Genomic DNA, 24,234 nt, shown 5'->3' with positions numbered 1-24,234 from the left:
ATCAACGCTCCTTTCCCAACACGTAATAACGTTGTCCTGTCATACGCGATACCAGGAGTCGATCACCCACCTGCAGGGGACTTGGAATGATTATTTTGCCTTTCAATACCGAAGGTTCTGGTTCCAAGACATCAAAGGTGACTTCAATTTCTTGTTCCTGCAGGTAATCCGCAAAAACTAAACTTGCCGACTCATAGGGATGAGGATCTCCATCCACCTCAATCTTGGCAGTTGGCCAGCTTAGAAGGGTAGCACGTTCGGTATCCCGTGCATCGATGTGCCCCGCCACTTTCTCTTTTAATAGCTTGATAGCATCACCCATCATCACGCTTCCCTCCTTTCCAAAACCATCTTGACCGTGAATATCCCATTACTCCAGCTTGTGTCGGCACTCTCCACGATCCATTTAGTGACGACGGTTGTCTTGATCAGCACGAGCCACCCAGCCCGTAGTCCCGACAAAGTATGATCCTCATGACGAACAGTGATCTTCTTAATCTGCTTGGGCTTGGCCATCGCCTTCAACCTTTGAGTTGCAACTGTCGTCGGGTTCTCTTCTTCTTCAACTTCGATGATTTCTTCCATGCGGCCGAACGTTTTCAGGGCGCTGGCATCCGTTTTGGTGACAGATGCTGATAGTTTGTCATCCTTGTACTTCTGGGCTGTGACAACGGTGTAAGTGTCTTCCATGTTGTATCCTGCGCTGCTGGCTTCCATTTGTTCAGGAACAAAAATGGGTACCCGCTCGTTCGTCCCTTCACGAACGACCTGCAGGTAAAAATTTGTTTCCGTCCGGATAGCATCCACATGGTACCTGTAGCCGCTACGCTCATATGCCTTTTGCAACACATCCAAAATGACTTCTGAATGCGCCATCGTCCCATATCGTTCATCCAGGGTAAGGCCAAGTTTCGGGCAACGGAAGTCAACACCAGTCGTCTGAATGTACTTCTGCAACTCAGATCCTGCTTCGCCCTTTAGGTATGGTCGCACACCTTTATTCTTCGCAAGGTACCATCCAATTTCTCGGGCCTTGATCTCCCATACACCTGAAAACTCGTCTTTCTCATAGTCAATGATTGGACCATGAAAGAACTGATTTTTGTGATGAAGGAGTGCCTTGCCGATCCGGTGGGAAAAGCACATCAGCATACCGGCCACACTAACCGTAGGGATATCACGCAACCGCACAGTCATGCTTCGCGCGATTTCGTCCCTTTGGGATGACCAAGAAATGTCGGTTATAGCAGGAGTCAAGGCAGACCTGGCATCCTGTTTACCGTATATGACTGCAAATTTATCCATGACCGCCCTCCTTACTTCGCTTTGTTTACTGCTGCAGATATTTTGTTTTTTTGCCCTGTATAGTCAAATGCACCTGTTGCATTATCGGCAGCATCTTTGGCTGCAGCAGTACTTTGCTTTTTATCCTCTGACTTCTTCTTATCTTTCGACTTCTTCGTTTTATCCTTTTTGTCTTTCTTGCTGGTCGTATTGGGCCTACTCTTACTAGACTTAGTGATGATCACGCCAGGCTTCAGGAGTTGCTTCGTGTTACTATATGAAATAATTTTGACAGGTTTATGCTCTACCAAGCTTATTGTGATGTGAATATTACCTTGGCCATCTTTATAAACGATCTCCATGTTCTCAATCAACATAGTCTGGGAAAATAATTCTTCAAAGTTGATCACGACTGGCTTAGGCTTCCACTTCTCCATCAATTGCCACGTGGTTTCTGGCCGTTTGTAAGTGACGGTCTGTTTCTTGTCCGTTTCCCACAGTTCGCGCCACTCGCGGGGCAAAATAGCCGTAAAAGAAACCCGCTGCAACTTGGCAGTGGGTTTCCCTGTCCGCTCTTGTCCGGTAATGACGTTGAATGTGTCCACGTCATTACCGGTTGTAATTTGTACTTCGGCCGGAGTGATCGGGAAAGTTAACCGGATCGCCCCTTGAGACATTGCAAGCATGAATTAACCCCCTGTCTCCAATGCTTTGTATATTTCTTCACCTGCTACATCACGGATCAGTGCGCGCCCTTCAGGGCTTGTCAGAGCCTTGGCAAAGGATTGGAAGTCAGTTATGCCCGCTGCAATCCCTCCGAGATCAATTGTGACATTGCCAATCGTCACAGACTTATTTCCACTGGATGCCTGGGCAGACAGTGAAGTGGTACGGACAGGAATGTTGCCTCCGGATAATTCTGGACCTTCAATGCCTTCTACACCATCACGCATCGTCCCCGCGATCAAATTCATGCGTTGTTTAATAGAGTCCGGCCGTAATCCATCCGAAAACATGGATACGAAGTTTCCTGCCCATCGATCTGACTTACTGGCAGGACCTTCTTTGGTTGGGGAACTAAAACCCAGGTAATCCTTGATCACACCTGCAGCTTTGGAAACGATACTTGTCAATGTCGGGAATTTACTTTGCATTCCCGCCGCCATCATACTGATTAGATTGCTACCCCAGGTGCTTCCTTTGCTTGAGACAGTTGAGAGCGATTCAAGATGTTGGCGAGTAAGATCAATCGCACTTTTGGCCGATGAGCTCACACCACTAAAACTCAAAGCAGCCTGGCCGTTGCCGCTGATAATATCCCTGGTACTATTCTTTGTTGTAACGCCCAGATCCTTGGCTTTCTGTTCGGTTTCCTTGGCTGCTGTCCCAACAGCCTTGACATTATTCTCAGCTTCTTTGGACTCAGAACCCTTGAACATACCCACTAACTTATCCTTAATATGATCTGCGGCTTGAGTGATGCCGCTCTCGTTCATTGCATCTGTAAGGCCTTGCTTCAGTCCGCTTTTCTGAACATTAGAAACGACACTTTCCATCGTTTCCTTGATTTTTTGCTCGCCTTCCTTGGTTGTAGAAGCCGTTGTAGTGACAAACGCTTCTTTGGGTAACTGAGGCATAACCGGCTTAGCCTCTTCTTTTGGACCAAAACCCATCCAACCCTTGATAGAGTCTGTAAGAGATGAAACACCATCCACGATGTCACGAGTAATACCGCTTGAATCAGCAAGTGCACCAAGCTTCTCTCCTGCCCAGTTCCCAAAGTAAGCACCTGCAGCAGTTCCGAGCGGACCGGCTAATGATCCGACAATACCGCCCAACGTACCTCCAATGGCGCCACCTGCAACTGAACCACCTGACGAAGATATGGCTTCCTTCCACCCGGTTTCCTTGGCTGTCTGGTATAAGTCATATGCTCCGAAACCCAATGATGTGGCAGCCCCAATAATTCCGCCAGCTTTCAACATTTTCGCATTCGATTTAATGAAGTTCCCTATCTTACCCCCGTTTGGCACGTCAGGAGTTGGTGGAGGGGTTGGAGGATTTGGCCGACGCACCCGATATGGATTTTCACGCGATCCGCGCCTGTTCGGGTCACGTATATCAGGAGAATTGTTTCTATTGCGGTTACGATCTCCCCCTGAACCTCGGTTATTCCCGCCGCCTCTTCTATTTCCACGGTTTCGACCATTACCTCTACCACCTGATGTAGATCCATACACATTCACCCGATTTGCATTAATTGTCATCGTTGATGAGCTACGAACTCCACCCAGTGGGTTACCTGAGTTGTTTCGATTACGACCTAAGTCACCCCTGATTCGACGGTCACCTACTTGATTACGAATACGATTAGCACGTTCGGCAGGTGTTTCCACCGTCGGCTCAGGTGGTCCGGATGATCTGCCCCGAATGCGATCCCAGCCGTTTTTAAGCCCTTGACCCGCCCCGGTTACGATATTCTTACCTTTTTGTCCTGCCCATCCAACAGCTCCGGCAAGATCTGAATTGAGTTGACGCACACCCTGGCCAAAAGAAACCAGTCCTTTTATCACAAGCACACTAGCCAACCCAATCAATGCTGCATTAATTAAACCAGCGTTTTCCTTATAAACATTGGTCACTTTCGTAATTGCATTTACAACACCTACACCAAAAGCTTCGATGCTGTCTTTGTTCTCAGTGATCAAGGAGTTAAATTCTTTAAGCGCCGGCAATGAAGCCTGCATGATATTTCCGCCGATGTCTTGCATCTGCATTTGCATTTGAGCTTGGATCTGGTTGTATTCAGTCATTGGGTTAGCTTGTTGTTGAGTTGCAACCAATCGATCAGTGGTTCCGGTCATATCCGGTGCTTTTTCGAAAGGTAGACTATACGTACTCAGAATCGAATCTGAATTATCCTCGGCAGCAGCTGAACCAAGAGTTACAAGCGATTGCTTTAAATCACTTCGACTTTGACTGGCTAAATCAGCAACTAATGCGGCTATAGCACCCTGTGCTTTTTGCTTATCCCCAGAGTTAATGTCTTCTGTGAATGCTTGAGCTTGACTAGCTGCATCTTTTTTACCTGAACCCCTGCTAACGAAATAATTAGCCATGTCATCAGCATTTAGGGCTTTTACTCCAAATGTTTCTTTAAAGAAATCACCAGGCTTGTCGAAATTGAAGGCTCCACCTTCGACCGTTTTTGATAAAAAATTACTCATCTGAGCAGAATCCGTACCGCTACTAGCAAAATAAGGACTATATTCCCAGAATGTATCGAACAAATCTTGCTGACGATCGCCCACACTTTGATAGGCATACATCATGCTATCTGCGATCTGAGTAGGCGTTTCCTTAAATGCATTACTAGCTTGAGCTAATGCACGGTTGACTTCCTCAGCTCCAGCATCAGGACGAATGTATTGAATCTTTGATGAAGCCGTGATTGCTTCCCCGATCATAGATTTATCAGGGAACATCGGTGCAATGTCGGCCAGATTCCCCGCACCAGTTGCACGGTCTGGAATGATCCCTTGAGATACGAGATCATCATTTATTGCGAGTGCTTTTTGCCGTTCCTGAGCAGGGATATAAGGTGCGCTGCGCGCTGCTTCCGAGTAATAGTCTGTTACACCACCAAACAGCGCATCTGACATTCCACCGCCAAGCACAAGCCCCCCAGCTACAGTCGCCAAAGCTGCAATCTTGGCAGATATGCCGTCTACTAATGGGCTAATCTCATCATTTGCTCTGAGTCGGACATGAGCATCACTTATCCCGCGGATCTCGGCATCGGCACGACTTGCAGACCGCCTTAAATCATCGGCCCCAGCTCGCGAACGACGAAAAATATCATCCAGTTGGACACGGTTGAAATCTCGTACTTCATCCGCTGCACCATGTATTCGCCTACCCAAATCATCGGCTGCATCTCTAGCCCTGCGACTGCTGGAAACTATATCATCGCCCATGCTACCCGCAATGCGTCGAAACTCTTTCACGTCATCTGTGGCTCTTTGAATCAAACTGCGCATATTTCGTACAGCACCAGATATTAAATCTTTAGCTTCAAACGGGACGGTCACCCGACTTGTGGCTGCGATATTGTTCACCCCCTTCCCATGCTACTTGTTAAGCTTCTTCATCTCTTCCTCAGCCAGCATCGATGCGGCAAGACAGAAATGATATTGTCTGTTCCGATTTACTTCATATGGCAAGACTTCGGCAGGTAGCTTCTTTTGATTAATCCAAAAGGATGCTATCCAGCTTGCTTCGCCGTCTCGCCGGATGAGTTTTTTGCTTCTTTAAGCAACGCATCCTTTGTTTCCTGAAATTTCCGAACAGCCTTGGACAATACCGCATAGTGATCAGGATCGTTCAGTAAACGGGGTGGCAGTTCGTTTTTGTTCGTACACTTGTAAGCCAGCAACAATTCTTTGTTATTCCATGGGAAATCATGTTCTGTTGCACGTACAATCATGGCATCGATCTCGTTGAATGTTTCCTTTGCGGTTCCATCGTCGTTGAACGCCACATCATAACACCGACGAATATCAATCGTGGTCAGCCGGCGAACGGACCATTTTTCTCCGTCTACTGGCACTTCAATCTGTTCCGGTTTGGCCGCTTCTGTACCTGCCGCAAGATATTTTTGTAATTTGTCGCTCATTGTTATTCCTCCAATAATTTAATTTTTTGGAAACGAAAAAGACCGCCATATAAATGACGGTCAGCATTGAAACTTTATAATAATGACGTTTTAACAAGTATAAATAAACAAAATATCCCGATTACAAAAAAAATTATCGCTGAATAGCGGTAATCCTTCCAAATTCGAATCCCATTAGCAATAGTAAGGATAAGCATTGCAATGGCATTTAATGCAGTGGAATACCCTTGAACCGTGTTAACAATAAGCAAAATCATTACCACTACCCAGGCAAACCAGAACCAGAGTGGAAACTTCTGAAAAAACTCTCTCATCGTGATTTTCTCCTTATGGCTTTTATTCTGTCTGTAGTAGGGTTTCTTCAACTTATATCAAATTCCTTTATTTGGATCATAATTCGCTACTAAATTAATATTAAGCCATGTAATCAGGGAACTGTTCTACAAAATCGAAATCTGTAGCCGTTCCTTCAAGTGTGATATCAATACCTGTATTGCTGTCGATCTGAGCAACCAAAATATCCATATTCCCGTGGATATGAATCCCTGTCAGAAGGACCCGTTCTGTATTGCCTGTCTGCATATCTTCCAAGGAACCTGTGATGCGATCGAGGAACATGGTTTTACCTGCTTTAAAGTCTGTCAACAGACGATAACGCAACCTGGATTCCAATTTAGACATAACAATTTTAACTGGAATCTCATATCCCACGATTTGTTTGGTCTTGGCCATTCTACGAGCTCGGACAACATCCAATGTTTCAGGATTCAGTGTGACTTCAATTTCCTTGATAGTCTGAACTGCATCCCCGTTATCGTCTTCAACCGAGAGATTTCGGCCAATTAGTTCGCGTTCCATTTATTAAGCCACCTCCCAAGTAATATAGAATGCTTCGATGGCATCAAGCGGTTTGGCGAATAGTTTGAAATAAGCGTAGTCGAAGTCACTCACATTGTTCGGATCTTCCGTGAAGGTATAACCTTCATCAATCGCTTTTTGGCTCCTGCGGATTGCCAGATATTCAAGCACAGCCGCAATAAACATACCCCGACCATCCTTGTCATTGTCCAGTTTAGCCTTCCACTTCTTCGCCGTGGAATAGATGTCGTTCAGGACTTGGTCGATCGTCATAGAAACACGAATCTTACCAAAGTCCTCACGTTCACCTGCACCCATCGTTGTCAACGTATTGACCGCTGACTCAATGATATAGTCGTAACCGTCTCGTGTAGCCATCAGAGTTCCTTCAGCCAGCCCTTTGATAACTTCGCTGTGGCTCCAATCGATGGCAGCCTGTGTCATTGGTACCTTAGCCCCTGTAAAGGACTTATTCGCAGGTGTACCAGCCATCAGGCCAGCCACCCATGCTCCCCATTGCACCGAGTTGTACGTTTTCCCGTTGGTGTGTGTCCCAGCTAGTGAACAGTTGACGATGTACCGCGCGTTCATAGCGCGGCTACGGGCATTATGCTTATCAATGTCGGTATCATCGAGTGGAAGCCCAGCAACGACCAACTGAGCGAGTCTGCGGGCCTTCATGCGGCGATCAAGCAACCATTGTTTTGCCGCAGCTTGGACGGCCGCTTCCGTTGAAGGTAAATAGAACACATCGAAGGTCAGACCGTCCACCCGGTTAAAGATCCGACTCCAGTCTGACGCCGTGATTGTCGCTGAACCAGATACTGCTCCCGTGAGCGCCGTGTATGCCACGTCCGCCCAAGCAACAACCCCTGTCGATTTGAACCGGACCATATTTGACTTCTTCAGGGCTTCTTCTGCAGAAGCCTTATCGGACACTGTGAACGTCTCTGTGTCATAAATTCCTTTGGTATCGCGGACGATGATTTCCTTTTTGGTGGCATCGACCAAGCTGGCACGAATCATGTATTCAAAATCATTACCGCGTAATCCTGGATAACGTGCCTCAATCATGTAACTGTCCGTAACAGATACGGAAGCAACCTTTTCCAAGCCACTGGTGACACGGTAACCGACCACCGTTGCCCCCGTTTCCGAAGCCAGCTCCAATTCATCAACCTGCAGGCCGCTTTCCTTCAAGCGTTCGGACGTGTCGGCCATATCAATAGCTTGGTTGGCCGCCCCCCATTCCGCTTGGTAAGGGATCAGTACGCGGCCTGTCACTGGCACGACTCTAGCCTTGGCCAAAGCGATCAACTCAACATATCCCCCTGGTCTAACCCTCTGAATCGACATTCAGCGATTCCTCCTTTTGTACCGCTGGTTGCAAATATGCTTCCAGTCGGTTTTGTACTTCCTGCTGGGATAGCAGGGTATCTGCTTTGCAATCAAAAAGGGCGCCCGCCACCTCAAAGCGTTCATGCTTCAAGGCAACTGCACCCTCAATCCATTCTTGCTTGGTACGCTTGTTCAGATCCTCCTGGACAGCGGCAACAAGCCTTTCCTTGCGTGGTGTACTCATGGTGTGATCTCCTTTCCATATCCAATGTGGAATTCATTGATCTTCGGTACCGGAACCTTCGGCACTGCCAGAAGATACGAATACCTGCAGGTGACTTCAATCCGATCCTTTTCGGGTCGGTTACGCGGTGGTTCCATCACCAATGCCACACCGAAGCGTTTTGAAGCGTAACAAAACCTTTGTTGCCGTAAGAATGTGAACAACGGCGCCAGATCAAAGGGGATTGGTTCCCCCTCGTCTTCTTCCGTTACTCGCTCCTTATCAAAATGGAACACAAGTCCCACATCCTCTACGATCCGGTCAGCACGGGGGGTATGGGTCTTATCAGACACAAGATCCGTTTCAATAAAAACGGAAGGCGTATCAAAATTCCCTGCCAGCCATTGCGTCCGGTCCCGCAAAATCGTCAGATCAGGGTAAACGTGTCGCACAATCTCAGCCCATGCTTTTAATCCTGCATCCATCAGCGCAACACCCTTTCCAATTCTCTGTCCAGGCGTTGTATGATGAGCCTATTCATTCCACCTTCAAACTGAGATACAGCAATGTCAAAGTATCGGCGGCCAATGAAACTACGCGGTTTTGCCATGAAGCCAGTTTTGGCATTTCTGTCATATACAAATGATCCACCACTGTTCCAATAACCTGGTACCCAATGGGCTTTGTGAATCGTGTAACCGTCATTAATCAAACGTGGGTATCCCCATGCTCCCTGATCGTTTGAACCGGACCCAAGATCAGATCCGACTTCCAATGTGATAGAGTTCCGGTCCACGTCCCATTCCCATACGTTTCCGTCACCACCACGAGTAAAGGAGTTCCACATCAAACCTGTATCAATAAGACCTTGCCGATCGATCTCGTCAATGATGTGGTTTAACAACGTTTCGCCCAAGGCTTCGGCAATGTTGGTCAGGACCCGCTTCATCCCTTGATCAGCCAGTTTTCTAAATCTACGTGCCAATCCATCAAAGTCATTAACGATCATTGCCTTTCACCTCACATGTCATCAGCAGCTCCATCCAATAGCGCCGAGGATTCGCATCGATGACGAGATAACGACGACCGAACAATACAATTTCATCGCTGATTCTCACATCAGCCGTTTTGGCCACGCCGATCGTTTTCTTCACGATGTACATCACGGGTTTTGCATCAGCCTTGTCGGATGTCTCCGTCTTGATGACATGACACTTGAGATCGCCAACCTTACCCGTCTTCCGATCGTTGAACAGATCGTCACCGTCTCGCTTGCTGCCAACCCGATACACAGCAAGTGGCGTTTTAAATCGGTGGTTCACAACAAATAGGCCGTGATGTTGCCATCGTCCGGCCCTCCCTGTTGTTTCTTGACCCAAAGGAACAAGATTGCGTCCACGTCCGGGTTACCCGTGGTCATGCCTGCAATGGCTTGTCGGGTGTATGTCCAAGCCCCATCGCTCTCTGAAGCATAGTTCCGAGCGACAGCAGCCAGATATTCCTCACTGTCCTGTAAGGCAAGCCCTTCAGCCAGCTTCACCCATGCGAGCATGAGCTGCCGATCCACAATTTCAGGGAAAGGAATGGGTAAATACAACTCAATACGCACTTGGGCGTCATCGATGTACTGTTCCAACTGTTCCGTTTCAGCTTCTTGGATTGGAGAGACGCGGCTACGAGTTTTAAGAAGTTGGGGCGTTAGCATAAGGATCATCCTTCTGCGGTAGAGCTGCCAAAGCATCAATCAAATCGGGTTTGTTCATCGTCGAAAAACCTTTAATGCCTGCCGCCTTGGCTTGCTCCTTCAGTTCCTGAAGGGAAGGACCATCATCTTTCCCGTTATCGTCAGCCGCAGGAGCAGGTTCATCATGATTGTCTTCAACCGTGAAATCCTGCTCCTGTGCCAGTTTATCTGCAATCTCATCAGCAATCATGAGAGGCTTGCCCGGTTCGAAACGATGGCCATATTTGGATACAGACGTGTTTTTGCCTGTGAAGGTTACTTTTTGCATTAGAACGTCACCCCTTCTGCAATCGATACTGCGCCTGGTTCTTCAAAGATAGAGTCGTAGTCGGAATGGATGGCGTAGAATCGTTTATCCGCGTAGATGGCTTCTTTACCCTCTGTTGTCTTACGGATCTGCATCTCATATGTGTTTACCAAAACAAAGTTATCGTGATACGTGAAAATCACGACACCTTCAGGCATATGCGCGACTTCTTCAACGTCGTACGAGTTAATTGTCTTTTGAGCACCCATGATTTGAATTTGGATAGAAGCGCTAGTATCTTTTTCAGCCAGTTTTTGCAGACGTTCAGAGAACGTGTTGGGATGCATGAAATATTTGAATTTACCTGCAGCGCGTAAGCGTGTCGGCACAGCTCGTTCCAATTCAAAGAAGATACCGACTTTCTTCTCAACCGGCAGTGTATCCCAGTCGATAAGATTCCCCTCTTCTTTCGCCTTTTTCAACCAGCCGTTGTTGATTTTCAAGAAATCATAGTCCGGATCAGTGCTTGGTGTTGCTGTATCCCCGTTAAAGCCCAAGTCTTGCATATTATCACCGTAGTTCTTCGTCATAGCAGCCATGATGATACTCTCAGCATCCTGTCCGCGGACACGTTGCGTTTGACGGATAAACTCTTCCGTAATCTCGAATGCCAAGACAACAGGCGCTACTGCATATGGCACTTGTGGGAATGTTGGTCCTGTGATTTTGCTGGCCATGTTGTTTTCCACTTTGCCGCGGAGGTTCCGTCCAGTCACCCCGATTTTATCAATCGTGCCTTTTGCACTTGTACGAGTGATTGTACGAATGCCTTTTAAGAAAGTGGTGGATTCATACGCCATGGTCAAAAAGGCGTCAACTTGTTGATAATTAAGTGCTGGTTGGTCCATTGGTGTTAAGGTGGTCGATTTAATTACTTGTCCATTGGTTTTCATAAGTTTAATAGTCTCCCTTCAAATTTTGACTACAACAAGCCGCCGAAGCTCACAGATCCATCTGACTTGTGAATATTTTCATCATGAATATCACCTTGAGCAGATCCACCACGGCTATTTTTAACGATCTGTACATCAGCTGCCAACGTGCTCATTTGCTCAGTCAACGGGGCCAATGCTTTGGCAATGGCATCAGTAACCGCATTGGCTTCAGGATCGGAACCATTGCCCGAATCCGGTGTTCCCGCGTCAAGATCAACGCCACCATCCTGTTTCTTCAGTTCAGTGACATCAGCTGCCAGTCCCTCCATTTGCTGAACAATAGGTCCAACAGCAGCTTGAACGGCTTTTGCAATATCTTCTGCTTTCAAATCGTCTTCCTCCTGGGGCTCTTCTTCGGGAGCTGTTTTATTTTTAAGGTCGGTCAATGTAGCAATCGCATCATCAATGTGCTGCAGGTTGCTGGCAGAAATCTTTTTGCCAGCTTTGACAATGGCTTCCGGCGGCTTGCCTATGGCCTTCACGATATCTTCTTGGACCAATACGTCTTGGGCAATCTCAACAAAATCTTGCAAGGCCTCGCGTATAACTTCGGGATCTGTTTCCATTCCCGAATCCCACGAGTCCCAACGGAAAAGAACATCGTTTAAGGCATCTTGAGCCGCCCAAAACTCACGTTTCTTGCGATTTTTGTTGTACTTATCGGCAACAACGCCTTTAACAATCGGTGACACTGCTGCGTTGATTGCTTTTTTGATGTGATGCATGAGACCTTTGGATACTTCTTCATCCTCGACTTCCTCACGCTTACCCACGCCAAACATTGAAAAGCCTGTGATGTCACCCTTTTGGATTTCTTCCCAGGCATCGTCGTCAGTGACCTTCACACCAGCAACCCACGATCCTTTTGCAATCACTTGGTCGCCAATCTCCATATCACACGGGGCAATATAAGATTCAACAACGTATCCTTTATCAGCATCCAAGTCGTGTTGCTTATCGATGTTGTAGGTGTGCTGGTTCTCCATGAACAGGTGCGCTGCCTTTTCAATCTCTACTGCATCCATCATGTCACCATGGACATCTTCGACATCTGGCTGATATACCACACCAATAACGATGTGTTGAGTGTCATCCACCTTGGCGATTTGGACTTGCTTTTGAATAGCGTTTTTCCCAGCAGCTTTAATAATGGCGAATGGCACACCATTAGCGCCCTTATCCACGAGCGACAAGTGCGTAATCTTTGCGTCCTTCATTTTGTAGGTCATTTCTTCTCTCACCTCCTCTCATGTATAACTCCATAGCAAACAGGCATGACCACAACAGCACCATACCAACATTTCTCATATACAATTCACCTCGCTTAATCAAGTACCAGTTGCATAGTGCAACGGCAGTTAATGATTTCCTCTGCTTCACCTGAAGGATCACCGGGATACATCAGCTTGCTTTTGCCGACCTTAAACGGTTTGTCCAAATCAACCACTTGACCATTTGCCTTGCGGTGAGTCTTCCGCGTCCTACTGCCGGCTGCAGAACGCCATTTCTTACCCTTGGCAATCTCGGACTGCTTCCAACCTTCAAGCTTACCTCCATTGGCTGCTGCCGTGCTCATCGTTCGTGATACTCGTTGAGCTCGCTCCATGCTGAAAGGTCCATCTTCACCCGTAGCGGCAAGAGCGCTGATCTCCTGAACAAGCAAAGCCCGCTCTGAAGGCGTGTTCCCTTCATCAATCGCCTTTTCGAAGCTTCGCAAGAGTGTATCCGTTGAAGACTGGTTCATATCGGGTACCAGGCTGCGGATCTCCTTAACAAATTTCTTGGCGGCCTTATTCTTAGTGCTCCACACCTTTTCATCATCAAGCTCAAGCAGCTCAGACTCTCCCGCCAGATTGAACAAAGGTTCGAATGCATCCTGTACCGCCTGTTCAAACAGATCCCCGAAGACTTCGGATGTGTGTAAAGCAATCATGACCTTTCCCAACTCGCCGATATCACCAAGTGACTCCTCGCTCAGTTCAGCGATAGCATCCTGAAGGGCTTCTCCCTGAAGCTCAAGGATCTCCATGATCCGATCTTCACCCTGCTTGTACAACTCTTCAAGCAACTTGCGCTCCACATATGTCAGCTCAAGACTATCAAGAAACTCATCGTCATCAGCTTTGACAATCAGTTCCCAGCAGGCTTCACACATGAGCGCCCACCTCAGCTGATCCTTTTCGCAGTAAACGCTTAGCGATGATCGAAACACGCTCCTGCAGGTCGTCAGCATCGCCGTTCCCTTCCGGATCAAGAATAGCCGGTTGGCTTCCTGCTAATTGTGCAATCGGCGTATCTAGGTATTTCGGACTGAACTTACTTTCATCAATCGTCGTACCCAAAACATCCTCAGCAATCGGGATCAGGTCACGGACCAACATAATACCGCGGTCAGCAATAAAGTCCAACATTGCCTTGCGGTCTTCTGGATCAATGATGCTCGGTGCTCGAAGCACTGCTTTCACTCGGAAGATTCCCATGGCTGGGAACAACCGCTTGTTGAAAATCTCGTTCATGATCCACTTGCGGTAAGGTTCAAATACTTGTTCTTCAGCGAATGCCAACGCTGCTTGAGCTGTCGCCCGGTTATAGTCTGAGCTTTGGCCAACAAGAATCGGCGGTAAGCGGAAGGATGACAAGATATCAGCTTTCTTTTCCTTTCCATAATCAAGGAAGAGCGCATCTTGTTGCAGAAGGTCATTGAGCTTGTCCATCTGGATAGATACTTTCTCGACCTTCTCGTCTAATGGTCCGCCTGTTTCTTGCCCTTTGGCTTCAAGGTAAAGAATACCCCCTTGGGATTGAGATCCTTTGACCTTACTCAATAGCTCCATGGATTGTTGAGTGAGTCGTCCATTCGTCACAGTCAGGATCATGGAAAGCATTCGACCATTTGAGAAATAGGATACGTTCAATTCCTCAGCTTCACGAGAGCCGACTACACCAGGCGCGTTCCCAAACCAGCGAGGTTCACCATAGGCGCCGTCATTGCCAACCTTCAACGGAATGACCTGATTCTCGGTACCATCAGTACCGAACAATCGAAACCAAACTACCGATGTCCCGCGCTTCATTGCATATCGACGTGCATAGATTTGTTGAGTGAATTCCTCAACTTCTCGGGTAGAGCTGATCCGTCGTTTGCGTTTAAATGTCGCAAGTTTGCTTTCCTTGGTGTATCGTACATACTTCGGGTCCATCCGGAAGATCGTTGGGAACTCACTCCCGCTCGGCCAAGCAACTTCCATGTTGGCCATCCCCGTGCTTTCCAAATCCTCAATAAGTTGGCCTATGATCTCTTCAGGATTATCTTCGAGGTTGCAAGTCTCCAAAAATCGTTCAGCACGGTTCCATTCTTCCTTGGCCGATTTGTCATCTTCACCAGACACATATTCCAAAGCAATACCGTGGCCAGCAATGTTCCGCTTATATGCCTCGATGCACTGAGGAATGATATTGCTGTTTTTGACAAGCAACCTGCAGGAAGTAGGATCGTTGCCTGATTCAAATGGTAACAGCCCGTGATGATCGTATAAGCTGTCGAATACATCGGGAAGTTGGGCACTGGATGGAATGTGCTTACCTTCTTCTTTCGCAAATGGAACCCATGATGCATTGCCTTCACTCAATTAAATCCACCCCGCTCCCCCATTGTTTTCTTCATGCTTCGATTCCTCCCGTTGCTGTTGTTTTTTCTTAAACCATTGGAACCACTTATCGGCTACCTGACGCACCTGCAAGGCGATTGAATAAGCCATGATTCGGTCATCGTGGCAACCACTGTCTGCTTCTGCCTTGCCCTTGTTATCAATGAAAGTCATACACTCGCCGTACAGATCAGGACAGTAAATATCATAAAGCTCATCACGAATGGCTTCTTTGAAATCACTGATCATTACAGGGCGGGTTGCCTTATTGGTTTCCCATCCAAGCTTGCCCTTCTTATGAAGGAATAGCAGCGGGTAATGACATGTGTTGAACAACGTATTGAGAACAGATTCCCCGGTGTTGTTGTTTTCCACTGCCAGCAATGCTGTGTTGTAATACAAGCCCAACGTGTTCAGCTTTTTCCCGAACAAGTCAGTGTCCCACTTGCCATGAAGAGCGGCGCACATTTCACCTGTACGCGCATCGATCACATAAGCAGCGTCATAGTCGCCATCTTCGGTACCCTTTGCTGTATCTGCAGATAAAATATATCGCTTCCCTTGCTCTGGAAAATGATAGATGACCAGTTCCCCCGCATGAGCCGGGACAACTTGTTCTTTAACAAAATCAATTTCATGAATAGCACCTTTCAGTTTAATTGCTTCCTTCAGGCGCTTAATGAATTTGTTATCAAAGATGCTTTCCCCAGATAACAGGAACGCTTCATCAGGTTCAGAAGGATACTCCTGTTCGAATTGCCGTGAATCGCCACCGCAATCGTTCCGGATGGTGTACCGTCGCCATTGCAACTGTTCATCATCCAGCCCGTATTTTCCCTTCAGCTCCAGCTCATCTTCCGTCAGTTCAAAACCAGGAGGAACAGGCTTGCGATAGTCCGGCATTTCGAACCATGCAAAAAAGAGCGGAGAAAAATCATTCTCGCCCTTCACGGCTGCATCCCATATTTGCTTGAACTCTTCCATCCCGTTCGCTGTGGATTCGATAATTCCGATGCTTCCCGGTTCCTTGGATAATGCGGCCAACAACGACAGCAGATGCCGCTTCTTCTTCTTGGCTGGCCAGAAGGCAACCTCCGACGCATGAAGATAATGAATCGTATCAGAACGGGCAAGAACTCGGCTTTCAGCTGTCTGAACAGTGATCTTTGATTTAAGTCCCGGACTCCTTCGGCGGTCTGCCGTCCGGATCGCTGGGTTCTCAAAAGTCAGTTTCTTGGCGTTGTTCTTGCGAGTCATCGGCTGAATAACTGATGGCACGCGTTCATAGTAAAGCTGGAACATATCGAACAAGTTACTGGAAGCATCTGAAGACTGAGCAACAATAAAAGCGTTCTTCGCTTCCTGAAGGGAAGTGAAATAATAGATCAGCGCCTCTGTCACCGTTGAAAATCCCATTTGCCGAGCTTTCAGAATGATGATCCGAACGGGCTTCCCTGCTTCCAGATCCTCAAATACCTTTGCAGCATAACGCCGTTGGGCATCATTGAGGATCAACCTTACCATAGCACCGGACTTGTCCTTGATCTTGAGCATCCGGTAACAAAACTGTTCGAAGTCTAACAAGATCGCTTTTAACTCAGTGAGCTTGTCCGGTCGTTGTTGCAGCCTACGCTTGATTCGACGACGGTGTTCCTTAGCCAGTGCAATTACCAATCTAAATCATCCCCATCATCATCTTCATCGTCTACATCATTTCCGCCCCCGCTTTCATCCCCATGGCCCAACGCCTTGTATTTATCCAGCTCAAGACGTTCACGGGCGATTCTTAATTTCTCTTCTTCTTGCTGCAAGCTGGCGATCAAATTGATGACCCGAAGCTTCTTATCCCGTGTTTTGACCAAGGCTTCCTCTTGTTGGAGTATCTTGTCCAGCTTGGACGTGACTACGGTCGTAATCTCGGTGACCTTCATCCCTTCGGTGGTAAGTGGTACCGTGATTGCCTTTCCCGTCTTAGGGCTCAACATAGAAACTTTGTCCTGCCGCTGCATGAGCTCTTGCTTTGTCTTACGCTCTTCATCAGTAAGACCGGATTCAAGAAGCTTAACTCGCTTCATGTGTCGTCGCTCCTGCAGGGACAACATGATCAACTGTTCATTGAGCTGCGCAAGGGGGTCAGTATCGATCTGATCCATCATATCCTGTTCATCAGGCTCCAACGTATCAAGGAAGATCGTTTCATACATCCCTGTCTTGAGCGCATGCTTGTTGCGATATGGACCACCATCGCCACCGCGGTTACCCACAGCATTCTGGTTACCCGGTGGAGCACCGCCCCGATTGCCAAATGCATTTTTGTTGCCCTTGGGCGCTCCCCTTGATTTCGAAACGCTCCCATTCGCCCCATTTGGAACGTTCCCTTTGGGAGATCCCTCAGCGCTCCCATTGAATTGTACTTCCCAACGATCCATGGACTTCCATTTGCGTACCCTGGATTCGGGAACAGAAAGAGCGGCGGCGATGTCCTTTAGCATCATCTTTCCGCCGCTCTCTATCCACATAAGTTTAGCCTTGTCCCGCTCAGGACTTCTCTCTCTGGCCATTACATTACCACCACCCCCAACAAATAAAAAACGAGCGCCATCAGCACGCTCGTCTTCTTAAGTTCCTTTAATGAGTAGTCTCGACTACCTTCGGATAATACTGTGATGCAAACTCCTTATCCATTTCAGAAAGATTTGTATTCCACCCTACTTGATATTCTCCAATTGTCAACTCATTTGGAATTGCATAAAGCATGATGGATTTATCATCAAAAGGAGAGAACACTGCTTCCTTCGGCTCATACCTATTAAATATATTGTAATCAATCATCTCTTTAGTCCAGTTATTTGGTGGTCCCATATAATAATCATATACCTTTTCTTTGTCCCAAGGAATATCGACTTCAGGATTGAGATGCTCATGACCAAACCCTAATGCATGACCAAATTCGTGTAAAGTTGTTCTTCTAAATTCCTCATCCTGAGTGTTTTCATCAAACCAACCATAGTTCATTGTCGGTATAGTTTGATCCGATATGGACAAACAGTGTTTTCCTAAGTAGGACCATGATCCTGATAATTTAAAGGATATGCGTATTTCAGCTTCTTCGTGATTCCCGAAATCAAATTTAATATTCACATATTCTTCCCATACTTGTGCATATTGTTCAACTTTACTTTTAACAAAATCAGTTCCATCTAAGAACTTAACTCTGATAATTTGACCATTTCTCCACTTAAGAGTCTTAGGAGTTGGTGCGACTAAACTATCTTCCATAGCCTCATTATGCATATCCCTTGGTTTAAATTCGACACACATTTGTATTTTACTCATATCACAACACCTTTTCTTTAATATTTTTTTATCCAGACTTTAGGATGTTCAAAAGATCATTTATTATGCATTGCTAATAATCACTCTTTTGAAGCTTGATATCCAACTCGATGAGACGTTCCAGATCCTGAACAGTCTGCATCTTTATATTTCCAGCCTGCAGGTCTTTCACCCACTGGGCAATGCCTGCCTTGACGATCTTCCTGTACTGCTCTTTACTCTCCAGGATACCTTCCATTACAGCGAGCTCATGTTGCAATAAATCTTCATCTGGTGTTCTCATGCATACCCCTCAGCTTTCCGTTATGATGGAATGCGAGATAGCGGATGTCTGCAAAATGCCACGCGTGGCGGGCCGCTATCTCAGCCGGGGGATACCCTGGAGGAATGGGAGGACGTTACTGCGTCCTCCTTTTTATCATGTCATGGGAACTACACGATGAATAAGTACAGGCTCGATGCCGGTGGACTCCTGGTACCGCTGCTTGATTACATCGCAGAACTTTGGGTCAATTTCCATCGTCCTACATACCCGATCCATCTGATCACAAGTCATCAGCGTGGACCCGCTGCCTCCGAAGAGATCCACAACGGTATTCCCTGGTCGACTGCTGTTCTTAATCGGTATGGCCAATAGTTCGAGCGGCTTTTGGGTTGGATGAACATACTTGCCAACATCCCCGCGTGATACCTCCCATATCGTAGACGGTTCAGCCTCTTCAACGGGTAGACCAGCCCGCCAAACCGTAGTTTGCCGGCGATCACCATACCAAGCAGGAGCTTTTCCTTTTATGTGACCATAGAACACAGGTTCATGCTGCCAGCGATACTGCGACCAACCGAATGAAGCTGCGTTCTTCACCCAAACACACTGACTGCGGACGACAATGCTTGCAGCGTTCATAGCGTCCTCGAATTCTCGTTGATAAGAGGAAGGGTGAAATACGTATATACCAGCCGTTCGGTCCATAACTCTTGAATATCTTTCAAAAACAGCATGCAAAAAGCCCGCAAATTCCTCTGCAGGCATGTCGTCGTTCTGTATACTGCTCCGGCCATCTGCGGCCAAACGGGCTGAATCGCTCTCTATAGCAACATTGTAAGGTGGGTCCGTCACTACCAGGTCGGCCAGCACCCCGTCCATCAGGCAACAGACATCTTCTTCGTTAGTAGAATCCCCGCACATTAGACGGTGTGGGCCGAGCTGCCAAATGTCTCCCAGTTGTGTCTCAGGCTCGCTGATATTGTCCAATGCACCTTGAACGTCAAAATCATCCTCAGTGACTGGAACTTCAATTTCCGTATCAGGTATAGTACCGAACTCTGCAATTAAGTCCTCAAATTCCTCCTGGTCAAAGCCAGACAGTGTTAAATCTGCCCCGCTGTCCTGCAATTCGTCCAACAACTTGCCCAAAGCTTCATCATCCCAGCGTCCCGAAACCTTATTCAAAGCAATATTCAGGAGCCTTTCCTGCTGATCGTCCAGATCCACCACGGATACCTGCAGCTCAGTATGGCCAAGCTCATTGACCATGATCTTATACCGTTGATGGCCGCCGACCATGTTCCCTGTGCGTTCATTCCAGACAATCGGCTCAACATAGCCAAATTCCTCTATGCTACGGCGAAGCTTTTCATATTCTGGATCGCCAGGCTGAAGGTCAACCCGAGGGTTGTAGGCTGCTGCATTAATCTGATTAATCGGCACGATTCTGATGTTCATATCGGTTTACCCTCCTAAAAAAGAGGTGACTCACTCTATTGAGAGTCACCTCTGTAACGTCAAAATTTAGTCAAGCCATTTTGTATATGTGCTAGCTGGTGTTCCAGGTACTTTATCCTTATTGTCACGCATAACACACATACTTGCCTCACCAGCAAAATATGAAGTGTATATACCAGCAGGGTGTCGATATCCTACTCGATGGAGCCAAGCGTGGAATAGAGAACCTGCAAGCATCAATGTGCCTACAGCAGCATTACTCAATGCCCTGGGATTAACAGTTACTGTTAGCGAGTTTGTCTCAGGATTAGAGGCATTTAGACCTCGTATTGTAAAGTCTTGTCCCGTAGGTTCCTGATACTTTATATAAGCTTTGGCTGCTCTGTTAAATCCATTTGCTTGAATTTGAGTCGTAAAGCCAGCCATCTGAACATCGGCTGCGGCGCGGCCGTTAGCTAATTTTTCTGAGAACCAGACAGGGGCTAAATTAAAACGCGCATACTTATTAACGCATTTTGCATAGCTCGAAATCTCCCCGTCATTTATCTGCTCTTGATGTTGTCTCCAAACGACAAGTAGAGTACTAATCATTTGTCTTAAACGCATAACTTGAGCAGTAGTAAATCGAGTATCTACATAAAAAGTCATGGTTGGCGGCATTGGTTCTTCCGTTGGCGCATTAGGCACCGTAAGCGTTATGACCCTATACTCAGGATGTATGAAATCTGTTCCATCTTTAATTATGTCACCCATGCCCTACCTCCACTTTCATGATAGGCCATTGTATGTTGGTAGCAGAATTTCGGGCTGGGCAGCTGTGTTATTTGTGTTGAGTTGGTTTTTACGTTTGGGTGACCATCATATACATGCGTAGGCACTCAGCACCTGTTCTCCGCTCTTCAATGGACTGATCCTTGCAAACGGACGTTCTCATGTTAAGAAGCTCAGAACGACTCACATCTCGTCATATGAGAGCAAAAGAAAAAGCACCACAGCGGGTGCTTAAAATTCAAACTTTGCTTTATTCGGCTCTTTGACGTATACCAATACACGGATTTCGCCTGCAAATCCTCCTGATAAATATAAAAATTCTCTTGAGGTTACGATATATCGCTTTCCTTCAAGAAAGATACTATCACCGTTATTGGGAACCGGCACAAATTCAGTGTCATAAATCATGTCATGCTCGTTGATTCGATCTCCAGAATCATTCAAAAACTGCAACTCTAATTTCATATCATTCTACACCTCCTCTAACACTATCAAAACACGCTAGGGATATTTTACCTCTTTAGGACAAACAGGTCTACAACAGAACTGCTTCACTCCATCCCATCTCCCCCATACACAACCTTTGCATTTCTCCGGCTGCTTGTTAGGGCGAATGCGTATCTTCTTCCGTCTTCTGCTGATCACTTCAATTCCTCCAATGAAAAAAGCCGATCCAGTGAAGGAACGACTTTAATGTGATATGTATGATGTTGATGTTACGTCCTAAGAGCATGCGCCCGAAACGGTCGCCGCAAAAACGCTGCGCTCTTTGCTTTAAATGCATACGTACTATGTAACTATAGAAGAAGAACAAGACCATTTTACTGATGAAGCAAAGCCGGGGTCAAGCTCATCAAGTTTGATTCATGCCGAACTTTCCAATCAAACCTTGCACTTCCGAGAGATTACTCACTAATTTGAAGTTCGACACATTACTAATGAATAATAGCCACAGCTTTTTTCTATAAGAAGATATGAAAACAAATTGGTTTTCAAAGACTTCATAGAAGGGAGCGTGTATTTCATGAAATTATTCTATCTTATGGTAACACTCATTTCATTAGTAGTAGATCTGGTATCACTGATTATTGAGCTTTTCAACCTGTTCAGTTAATAACAGAAAAGGCGAGAAGAGGAACGCCCCGGTCATGTGCCGCGTTGTGCAGCTGTGCGTTTCATTCGCGCCTTTTTCTATGTTCCTAATGTATCACGGAAAAATGGTCATATGGGGTCCAACATTGTCTCAAAATAAGGTCAGGTTAGGTTCATGTTTGGGTCAAATATTTAAGTAACCTTATTCAGTGGGTAAGGCATCATTGAAACTTTCCACTTTGCTGGTAAAGTCATAAAACGACAAGCGAGCTCTTATTTTCGAATCATTGCTCCTTAAAGTCTGAGTAACAATATTTGATCTGCTATTGTCTCCGTTCAATTCAATTGGTTCCGAAATATCCTCAATTATTGCAATGAGACATAAATTCAAATCCTCAGATGCACCATTAAGATATTGAAATGTATTTGAGTAAACTTCCGATTGACTCCATTCTTTAGACATCCCTGATAACTCTTTTTTTATCTGATCCAACTCAGGAAGTAATGAATCAGCTTCGGAAACAGATATGTTTGAGGCATCTTCATTTATTCCCTCTGTTAAAGTGATTAGTTTCTCATATATGGGAACTGTAACTTCAATAAACCTCTTTTTTTCCGACTCATTATTTTCCCTCAGAAGCGCTTCTTCAGCCATTGTTTTTAAGGCCGCCGCATCTTTGCTATTAGGTTCTTCTATTAAAGCATTCTGTATGTACTCCAATGTTTCTTCATATTCGCCTTCCTTCATAGAATCTTTGGCTTTTATCATGTACCCTTCGTATTCATTGAACATTGTACAAGCTGAACAAACAAGCACTATAACCATTAAAGACAATATATTCTTTCGCATCGCTGATCTCCTTTATTAACAATAGAATAAGTGCAGTATTCAAATTATTATACCATCTACCAAATTAACTAAAATAGGAAAATGACCGGACACAAAGTAAAAAAGGGCGAAACTATTTCGCCCCTAAAACTCTGCATCATCCTGTTCAAAAAATCCGATAAGCTTCAAGGTATTTGCGACACTCTCCAGTCCCTCATCGATTTTGCGCTTGATCGTGCTGTCACTGAGTGCGCGCCGGAAGAAGAGTATCGTTTCTTTGCGTGAATAACCTTGAATGTATCTGTAATCAACTGCTTTACGGGCTTCTTCGTCTTTAATCAGCCGTTGCGCCCTTTCCAACTGGTGTGTATAGAAGTCATATCTTTTATACACCCAGCGCTGTTTATCTATAAGAATCGTAGCGTTTGCCGTCTTGTCTGCATGCAAATCTGTCTGATCGATGCGGCGAGCTGCTTCACCATCAATGCCCACTTGTTGCATATCCTGCTCGAATTGCTCAAAGTCTCTCATCAAGGAGACCATATCTGTATATTTATCGAGCAGGAATTTTGTCCGCTGGACTTCCTGTTTAGATGCTTTTGCAAAGAGTTCCCCTTGTCCCCATGCCATCGCCATTCCCCTCATTCCCCTTTATCCTGTGATATACTAATAAGAGGAAAGACGAAATATCAACCATCCTATCCCCCGCCTGGCCGCCAAGCTCGCGGGGGATATTTGTTATTCTGGAACACTGCAAAACTGTGCTACCGCCGATCGGGGCGCCTGTCAGTACGCTGGTTTTTTACTATATAAATCTTATAATTACATAAATTTTAGGGACAATGTTCAATTCTTTTATTAATTCATAAAATACACCATTACACTTAAGGAGTTGTTAATCCAATGTACCGTAATCCCCATTTTGTAAATTCTTATGTTCCCTCTACACCTACTGGTTGGGTCCATGCGAACACTTATTTTCCACAACAAAGAATGTCTGGAGAAGTAAATAGGGAAGTGCCGATTCGAGATGAAATGTTTGACCCTCTAGCAGCAGTTAGTGATGCTCATGGTCAAGGCTTTAAACTTTATAAGTGGACTTTTAGATTGAATCCCAATGAATATCTGGTTTGCCGTTTATCTGGGAAATCAAATGAAAGAGCAATCAGCGCAGGATTTGCAACTGATCAGGTAGCACCTGTATATGCTGTCGAAAATTTCCCCAGACATCCACATGTTTGGGTTCTAACTCTCCATAACACATCTTCAGTCAATTTAGATTTATATCTTTATTTAATTGTAAAAGTATAAGATTAGCTAAGGGTGCTCCGTCCGAATTTAATTAAATAGAATCATTCATTGGAATTTCCCTTTCGCCGTAAAGGTAAGATCTTATGTTCCATTTAATAAATACAGCTGGTTACCCTGGTCAAGAACGACCAGGGTGATGCTTCTATGTGAAGGAGCGCTTA

Annotated in this window: 27 protein-coding genes; 1 reads left to right on the top strand and 26 read right to left on the bottom strand. The window is 46.1% G+C overall.

Features of this window, described 5'->3' with window-relative positions:
• Window position 1 precedes the first annotated feature (1 nt).
• From MHB43_RS01230 to MHB43_RS01105, 26 genes are all read right to left on the bottom strand, one after another.
• Entirely contained in the window at window positions 2-325 is a 324-nt protein-coding gene (locus tag MHB43_RS01230) for a DUF2577 family protein (protein ID WP_211085480.1), read from the bottom strand.
• Complete coding sequence (locus MHB43_RS01225; protein WP_405131160.1) at window positions 325-1,305, bottom strand: hypothetical protein; 981 nt, start codon at window positions 1,303-1,305, stop codon at window positions 325-327. Before MHB43_RS01225 ends, MHB43_RS01230 begins: the two co-directional genes overlap by 1 nt.
• An 11-nt stretch (window positions 1,306-1,316) precedes the next feature.
• The gene (locus MHB43_RS01220; RefSeq protein WP_405131159.1) at window positions 1,317-1,970 is read right to left on the bottom strand and encodes a hypothetical protein; all 654 of its coding nucleotides are present in this window, start codon (window positions 1,968-1,970) and stop codon (window positions 1,317-1,319) included.
• Window positions 1,971-1,973: 3 nt separating this feature from the next.
• On the bottom strand, window positions 1,974-5,402 hold the full coding sequence (locus MHB43_RS01215; RefSeq protein WP_405131158.1) for a tail tape measure protein: 3,429 nt from the start codon (window positions 5,400-5,402) through the stop codon (window positions 1,974-1,976).
• Window positions 5,403-5,548: 146 nt separating this feature from the next.
• Window positions 5,549-5,959, bottom strand: a complete 411-nt coding sequence (locus MHB43_RS01210) for a hypothetical protein (RefSeq protein ID WP_405131157.1) — start codon at window positions 5,957-5,959, stop codon at window positions 5,549-5,551.
• A 414-nt stretch (window positions 5,960-6,373) separates the two neighbouring features.
• Entirely contained in the window at window positions 6,374-6,817 is a 444-nt protein-coding gene (locus MHB43_RS01205) for a phage tail tube protein (RefSeq protein ID WP_127550629.1), read from the bottom strand.
• A 3-nt stretch (window positions 6,818-6,820) separates the two neighbouring features.
• Window positions 6,821-8,173 carry a phage tail sheath subtilisin-like domain-containing protein gene (locus tag MHB43_RS01200; protein WP_405131156.1) on the bottom strand — a complete coding sequence of 451 codons (1,353 nt, stop codon included), beginning with the start codon at window positions 8,171-8,173 and terminating at the stop codon, window positions 6,821-6,823.
• Complete coding sequence (locus MHB43_RS01195; protein WP_405131155.1) at window positions 8,154-8,399, bottom strand: hypothetical protein; 246 nt, start codon at window positions 8,397-8,399, stop codon at window positions 8,154-8,156. Before MHB43_RS01195 ends, MHB43_RS01200 begins: the two co-directional genes overlap by 20 nt.
• The gene (locus MHB43_RS01190) at window positions 8,396-8,863 is read right to left on the bottom strand and encodes a hypothetical protein (protein ID WP_405131154.1); all 468 of its coding nucleotides are present in this window, start codon (window positions 8,861-8,863) and stop codon (window positions 8,396-8,398) included. The genes MHB43_RS01195 and MHB43_RS01190 overlap by 4 nt, the downstream gene beginning before the upstream one ends.
• Window positions 8,863-9,387, bottom strand: a complete 525-nt coding sequence (locus tag MHB43_RS01185; RefSeq protein WP_405131153.1) for an HK97 gp10 family phage protein — start codon at window positions 9,385-9,387, stop codon at window positions 8,863-8,865. The genes MHB43_RS01190 and MHB43_RS01185 overlap by 1 nt, the downstream gene beginning before the upstream one ends.
• Complete coding sequence (locus MHB43_RS01180; protein ID WP_405131152.1) at window positions 9,377-9,700, bottom strand: hypothetical protein; 324 nt, start codon at window positions 9,698-9,700, stop codon at window positions 9,377-9,379. The genes MHB43_RS01185 and MHB43_RS01180 overlap by 11 nt, the downstream gene beginning before the upstream one ends.
• Window positions 9,697-10,083 (bottom strand): hypothetical protein, encoded by a 387-nt coding sequence (locus MHB43_RS01175; RefSeq protein ID WP_405131151.1) that lies wholly within the window; start codon window positions 10,081-10,083, stop codon window positions 9,697-9,699. The genes MHB43_RS01180 and MHB43_RS01175 overlap by 4 nt, the downstream gene beginning before the upstream one ends.
• Entirely contained in the window at window positions 10,061-10,390 is a 330-nt protein-coding gene (locus tag MHB43_RS01170; RefSeq protein ID WP_405131150.1) for a Rho termination factor N-terminal domain-containing protein, read from the bottom strand. The genes MHB43_RS01175 and MHB43_RS01170 overlap by 23 nt, the downstream gene beginning before the upstream one ends.
• Window positions 10,390-11,322 carry a major capsid protein gene (locus tag MHB43_RS01165; RefSeq protein WP_405131149.1) on the bottom strand — a complete coding sequence of 311 codons (933 nt, stop codon included), beginning with the start codon at window positions 11,320-11,322 and terminating at the stop codon, window positions 10,390-10,392. The genes MHB43_RS01170 and MHB43_RS01165 overlap by 1 nt, the downstream gene beginning before the upstream one ends.
• Window positions 11,323-11,351: 29 nt before the next feature.
• Window positions 11,352-12,593: an XkdF-like putative serine protease domain-containing protein gene (locus MHB43_RS01160; protein WP_405131147.1), complete on the bottom strand. Its 1,242-nt coding sequence runs from the start codon at window positions 12,591-12,593 to the stop codon at window positions 11,352-11,354.
• 95 nt (window positions 12,594-12,688) lie between these two features.
• Entirely contained in the window at window positions 12,689-13,519 is an 831-nt protein-coding gene (locus tag MHB43_RS01155; protein WP_405131146.1) for a phage minor head protein, read from the bottom strand.
• Window positions 13,512-14,993, bottom strand: a complete 1,482-nt coding sequence (locus tag MHB43_RS01150) for a phage portal protein (protein ID WP_405131145.1) — start codon at window positions 14,991-14,993, stop codon at window positions 13,512-13,514. Before MHB43_RS01150 ends, MHB43_RS01155 begins: the two co-directional genes overlap by 8 nt.
• Window positions 14,994-16,685, bottom strand: a complete 1,692-nt coding sequence (locus MHB43_RS01145) for a DNA packaging protein (protein WP_405131144.1) — start codon at window positions 16,683-16,685, stop codon at window positions 14,994-14,996. It abuts the gene before it with no gap.
• Window positions 16,679-17,572, bottom strand: coding sequence for a phage terminase small subunit (gene terS / locus MHB43_RS01140; protein ID WP_405131143.1), 894 nt, complete (start codon window positions 17,570-17,572; stop codon window positions 16,679-16,681). Before terS ends, MHB43_RS01145 begins: the two co-directional genes overlap by 7 nt.
• A gap of 67 nt (window positions 17,573-17,639) precedes the next feature.
• Complete coding sequence (locus MHB43_RS01135; protein WP_405131142.1) at window positions 17,640-18,347, bottom strand: M12 family metallopeptidase; 708 nt, start codon at window positions 18,345-18,347, stop codon at window positions 17,640-17,642.
• Between the two features lie 73 nt (window positions 18,348-18,420).
• On the bottom strand, window positions 18,421-18,630 hold the full coding sequence (locus MHB43_RS01130; RefSeq protein WP_405131141.1) for a hypothetical protein: 210 nt from the start codon (window positions 18,628-18,630) through the stop codon (window positions 18,421-18,423).
• 135 nt (window positions 18,631-18,765) lie between these two features.
• Window positions 18,766-20,070, bottom strand: coding sequence for a site-specific DNA-methyltransferase (locus MHB43_RS01125; RefSeq protein ID WP_405131140.1), 1,305 nt, complete (start codon window positions 20,068-20,070; stop codon window positions 18,766-18,768).
• Window positions 20,071-20,136: 66 nt separating this feature from the next.
• On the bottom strand, window positions 20,137-20,823 hold the full coding sequence (locus MHB43_RS01120; protein ID WP_405131139.1) for a hypothetical protein: 687 nt from the start codon (window positions 20,821-20,823) through the stop codon (window positions 20,137-20,139).
• A 249-nt stretch (window positions 20,824-21,072) separates the two neighbouring features.
• Window positions 21,073-21,306 (bottom strand): hypothetical protein, encoded by a 234-nt coding sequence (locus MHB43_RS01115; protein WP_405131138.1) that lies wholly within the window; start codon window positions 21,304-21,306, stop codon window positions 21,073-21,075.
• 829 nt (window positions 21,307-22,135) lie between these two features.
• Entirely contained in the window at window positions 22,136-22,783 is a 648-nt protein-coding gene (locus MHB43_RS01110) for a hypothetical protein (RefSeq protein WP_405131137.1), read from the bottom strand.
• A 123-nt stretch (window positions 22,784-22,906) separates the two neighbouring features.
• Window positions 22,907-23,398 (bottom strand): hypothetical protein, encoded by a 492-nt coding sequence (locus MHB43_RS01105; protein ID WP_405131136.1) that lies wholly within the window; start codon window positions 23,396-23,398, stop codon window positions 22,907-22,909.
• Window positions 23,399-23,665: 267 nt separating this feature from the next.
• On the opposite strand from MHB43_RS01105, the gene MHB43_RS01100 reads away from it, so the two are divergent.
• Complete coding sequence (locus MHB43_RS01100) at window positions 23,666-24,073, top strand: hypothetical protein (RefSeq protein ID WP_405131135.1); 408 nt, start codon at window positions 23,666-23,668, stop codon at window positions 24,071-24,073.
• Window positions 24,074-24,234 lie beyond the last annotated feature (161 nt).

The organism is Paenibacillus sp. FSL H8-0317 (genome assembly GCF_045040685.1).
Lineage (GTDB): Bacteria > Bacillota > Bacilli > Paenibacillales > Paenibacillaceae > Paenibacillus.
The sequence above is the reverse complement of the archived record's forward strand: the minus strand, read 5'-3'. Positions and strand labels throughout refer to the sequence as shown.

Coding starts and splice junctions, on each gene's coding strand:
- MHB43_RS01230 (WP_211085480.1), bottom strand. CDS start 325: ATGATGGGTGATGCTATCAAGCTATTAAAAGAGAAAGTGGCGGGGCAC.
- MHB43_RS01225 (WP_405131160.1), bottom strand. CDS start 1,305: ATGGATAAATTTGCAGTCATATACGGTAAACAGGATGCCAGGTCTGCC.
- MHB43_RS01220 (WP_405131159.1), bottom strand. CDS start 1,970: ATGCTTGCAATGTCTCAAGGGGCGATCCGGTTAACTTTCCCGATCACT.
- MHB43_RS01210 (WP_405131157.1), bottom strand. CDS start 5,959: ATGAGCGACAAATTACAAAAATATCTTGCGGCAGGTACAGAAGCGGCC.
- MHB43_RS01205 (WP_127550629.1), bottom strand. CDS start 6,817: ATGGAACGCGAACTAATTGGCCGAAATCTCTCGGTTGAAGACGATAAC.
- MHB43_RS01200 (WP_405131156.1), bottom strand. CDS start 8,173: ATGTCGATTCAGAGGGTTAGACCAGGGGGATATGTTGAGTTGATCGCT.
- MHB43_RS01195 (WP_405131155.1), bottom strand. CDS start 8,399: ATGAGTACACCACGCAAGGAAAGGCTTGTTGCCGCTGTCCAGGAGGAT.
- MHB43_RS01190 (WP_405131154.1), bottom strand. CDS start 8,863: ATGGATGCAGGATTAAAAGCATGGGCTGAGATTGTGCGACACGTTTAC.
- MHB43_RS01185 (WP_405131153.1), bottom strand. CDS start 9,387: ATGATCGTTAATGACTTTGATGGATTGGCACGTAGATTTAGAAAACTG.
- MHB43_RS01175 (WP_405131151.1), bottom strand. CDS start 10,083: ATGCTAACGCCCCAACTTCTTAAAACTCGTAGCCGCGTCTCTCCAATC.
- MHB43_RS01170 (WP_405131150.1), bottom strand. CDS start 10,390: ATGCAAAAAGTAACCTTCACAGGCAAAAACACGTCTGTATCCAAATAT.
- MHB43_RS01165 (WP_405131149.1), bottom strand. CDS start 11,322: ATGAAAACCAATGGACAAGTAATTAAATCGACCACCTTAACACCAATG.
- MHB43_RS01160 (WP_405131147.1), bottom strand. CDS start 12,593: ATGACCTACAAAATGAAGGACGCAAAGATTACGCACTTGTCGCTCGTG.
- MHB43_RS01155 (WP_405131146.1), bottom strand. CDS start 13,519: ATGTGTGAAGCCTGCTGGGAACTGATTGTCAAAGCTGATGACGATGAG.
- terS (WP_405131143.1), bottom strand. CDS start 17,572: ATGGCCAGAGAGAGAAGTCCTGAGCGGGACAAGGCTAAACTTATGTGG.
- MHB43_RS01135 (WP_405131142.1), bottom strand. CDS start 18,347: ATGAGTAAAATACAAATGTGTGTCGAATTTAAACCAAGGGATATGCAT.
- MHB43_RS01130 (WP_405131141.1), bottom strand. CDS start 18,630: ATGAGAACACCAGATGAAGATTTATTGCAACATGAGCTCGCTGTAATG.
- MHB43_RS01125 (WP_405131140.1), bottom strand. CDS start 20,070: ATGAACATCAGAATCGTGCCGATTAATCAGATTAATGCAGCAGCCTAC.
- MHB43_RS01120 (WP_405131139.1), bottom strand. CDS start 20,823: ATGGGTGACATAATTAAAGATGGAACAGATTTCATACATCCTGAGTAT.
- MHB43_RS01115 (WP_405131138.1), bottom strand. CDS start 21,306: ATGAAATTAGAGTTGCAGTTTTTGAATGATTCTGGAGATCGAATCAAC.
- MHB43_RS01110 (WP_405131137.1), bottom strand. CDS start 22,783: ATGCGAAAGAATATATTGTCTTTAATGGTTATAGTGCTTGTTTGTTCA.
- MHB43_RS01105 (WP_405131136.1), bottom strand. CDS start 23,398: ATGGCGATGGCATGGGGACAAGGGGAACTCTTTGCAAAAGCATCTAAA.
- MHB43_RS01100 (WP_405131135.1), top strand. CDS start 23,666: ATGTACCGTAATCCCCATTTTGTAAATTCTTATGTTCCCTCTACACCT.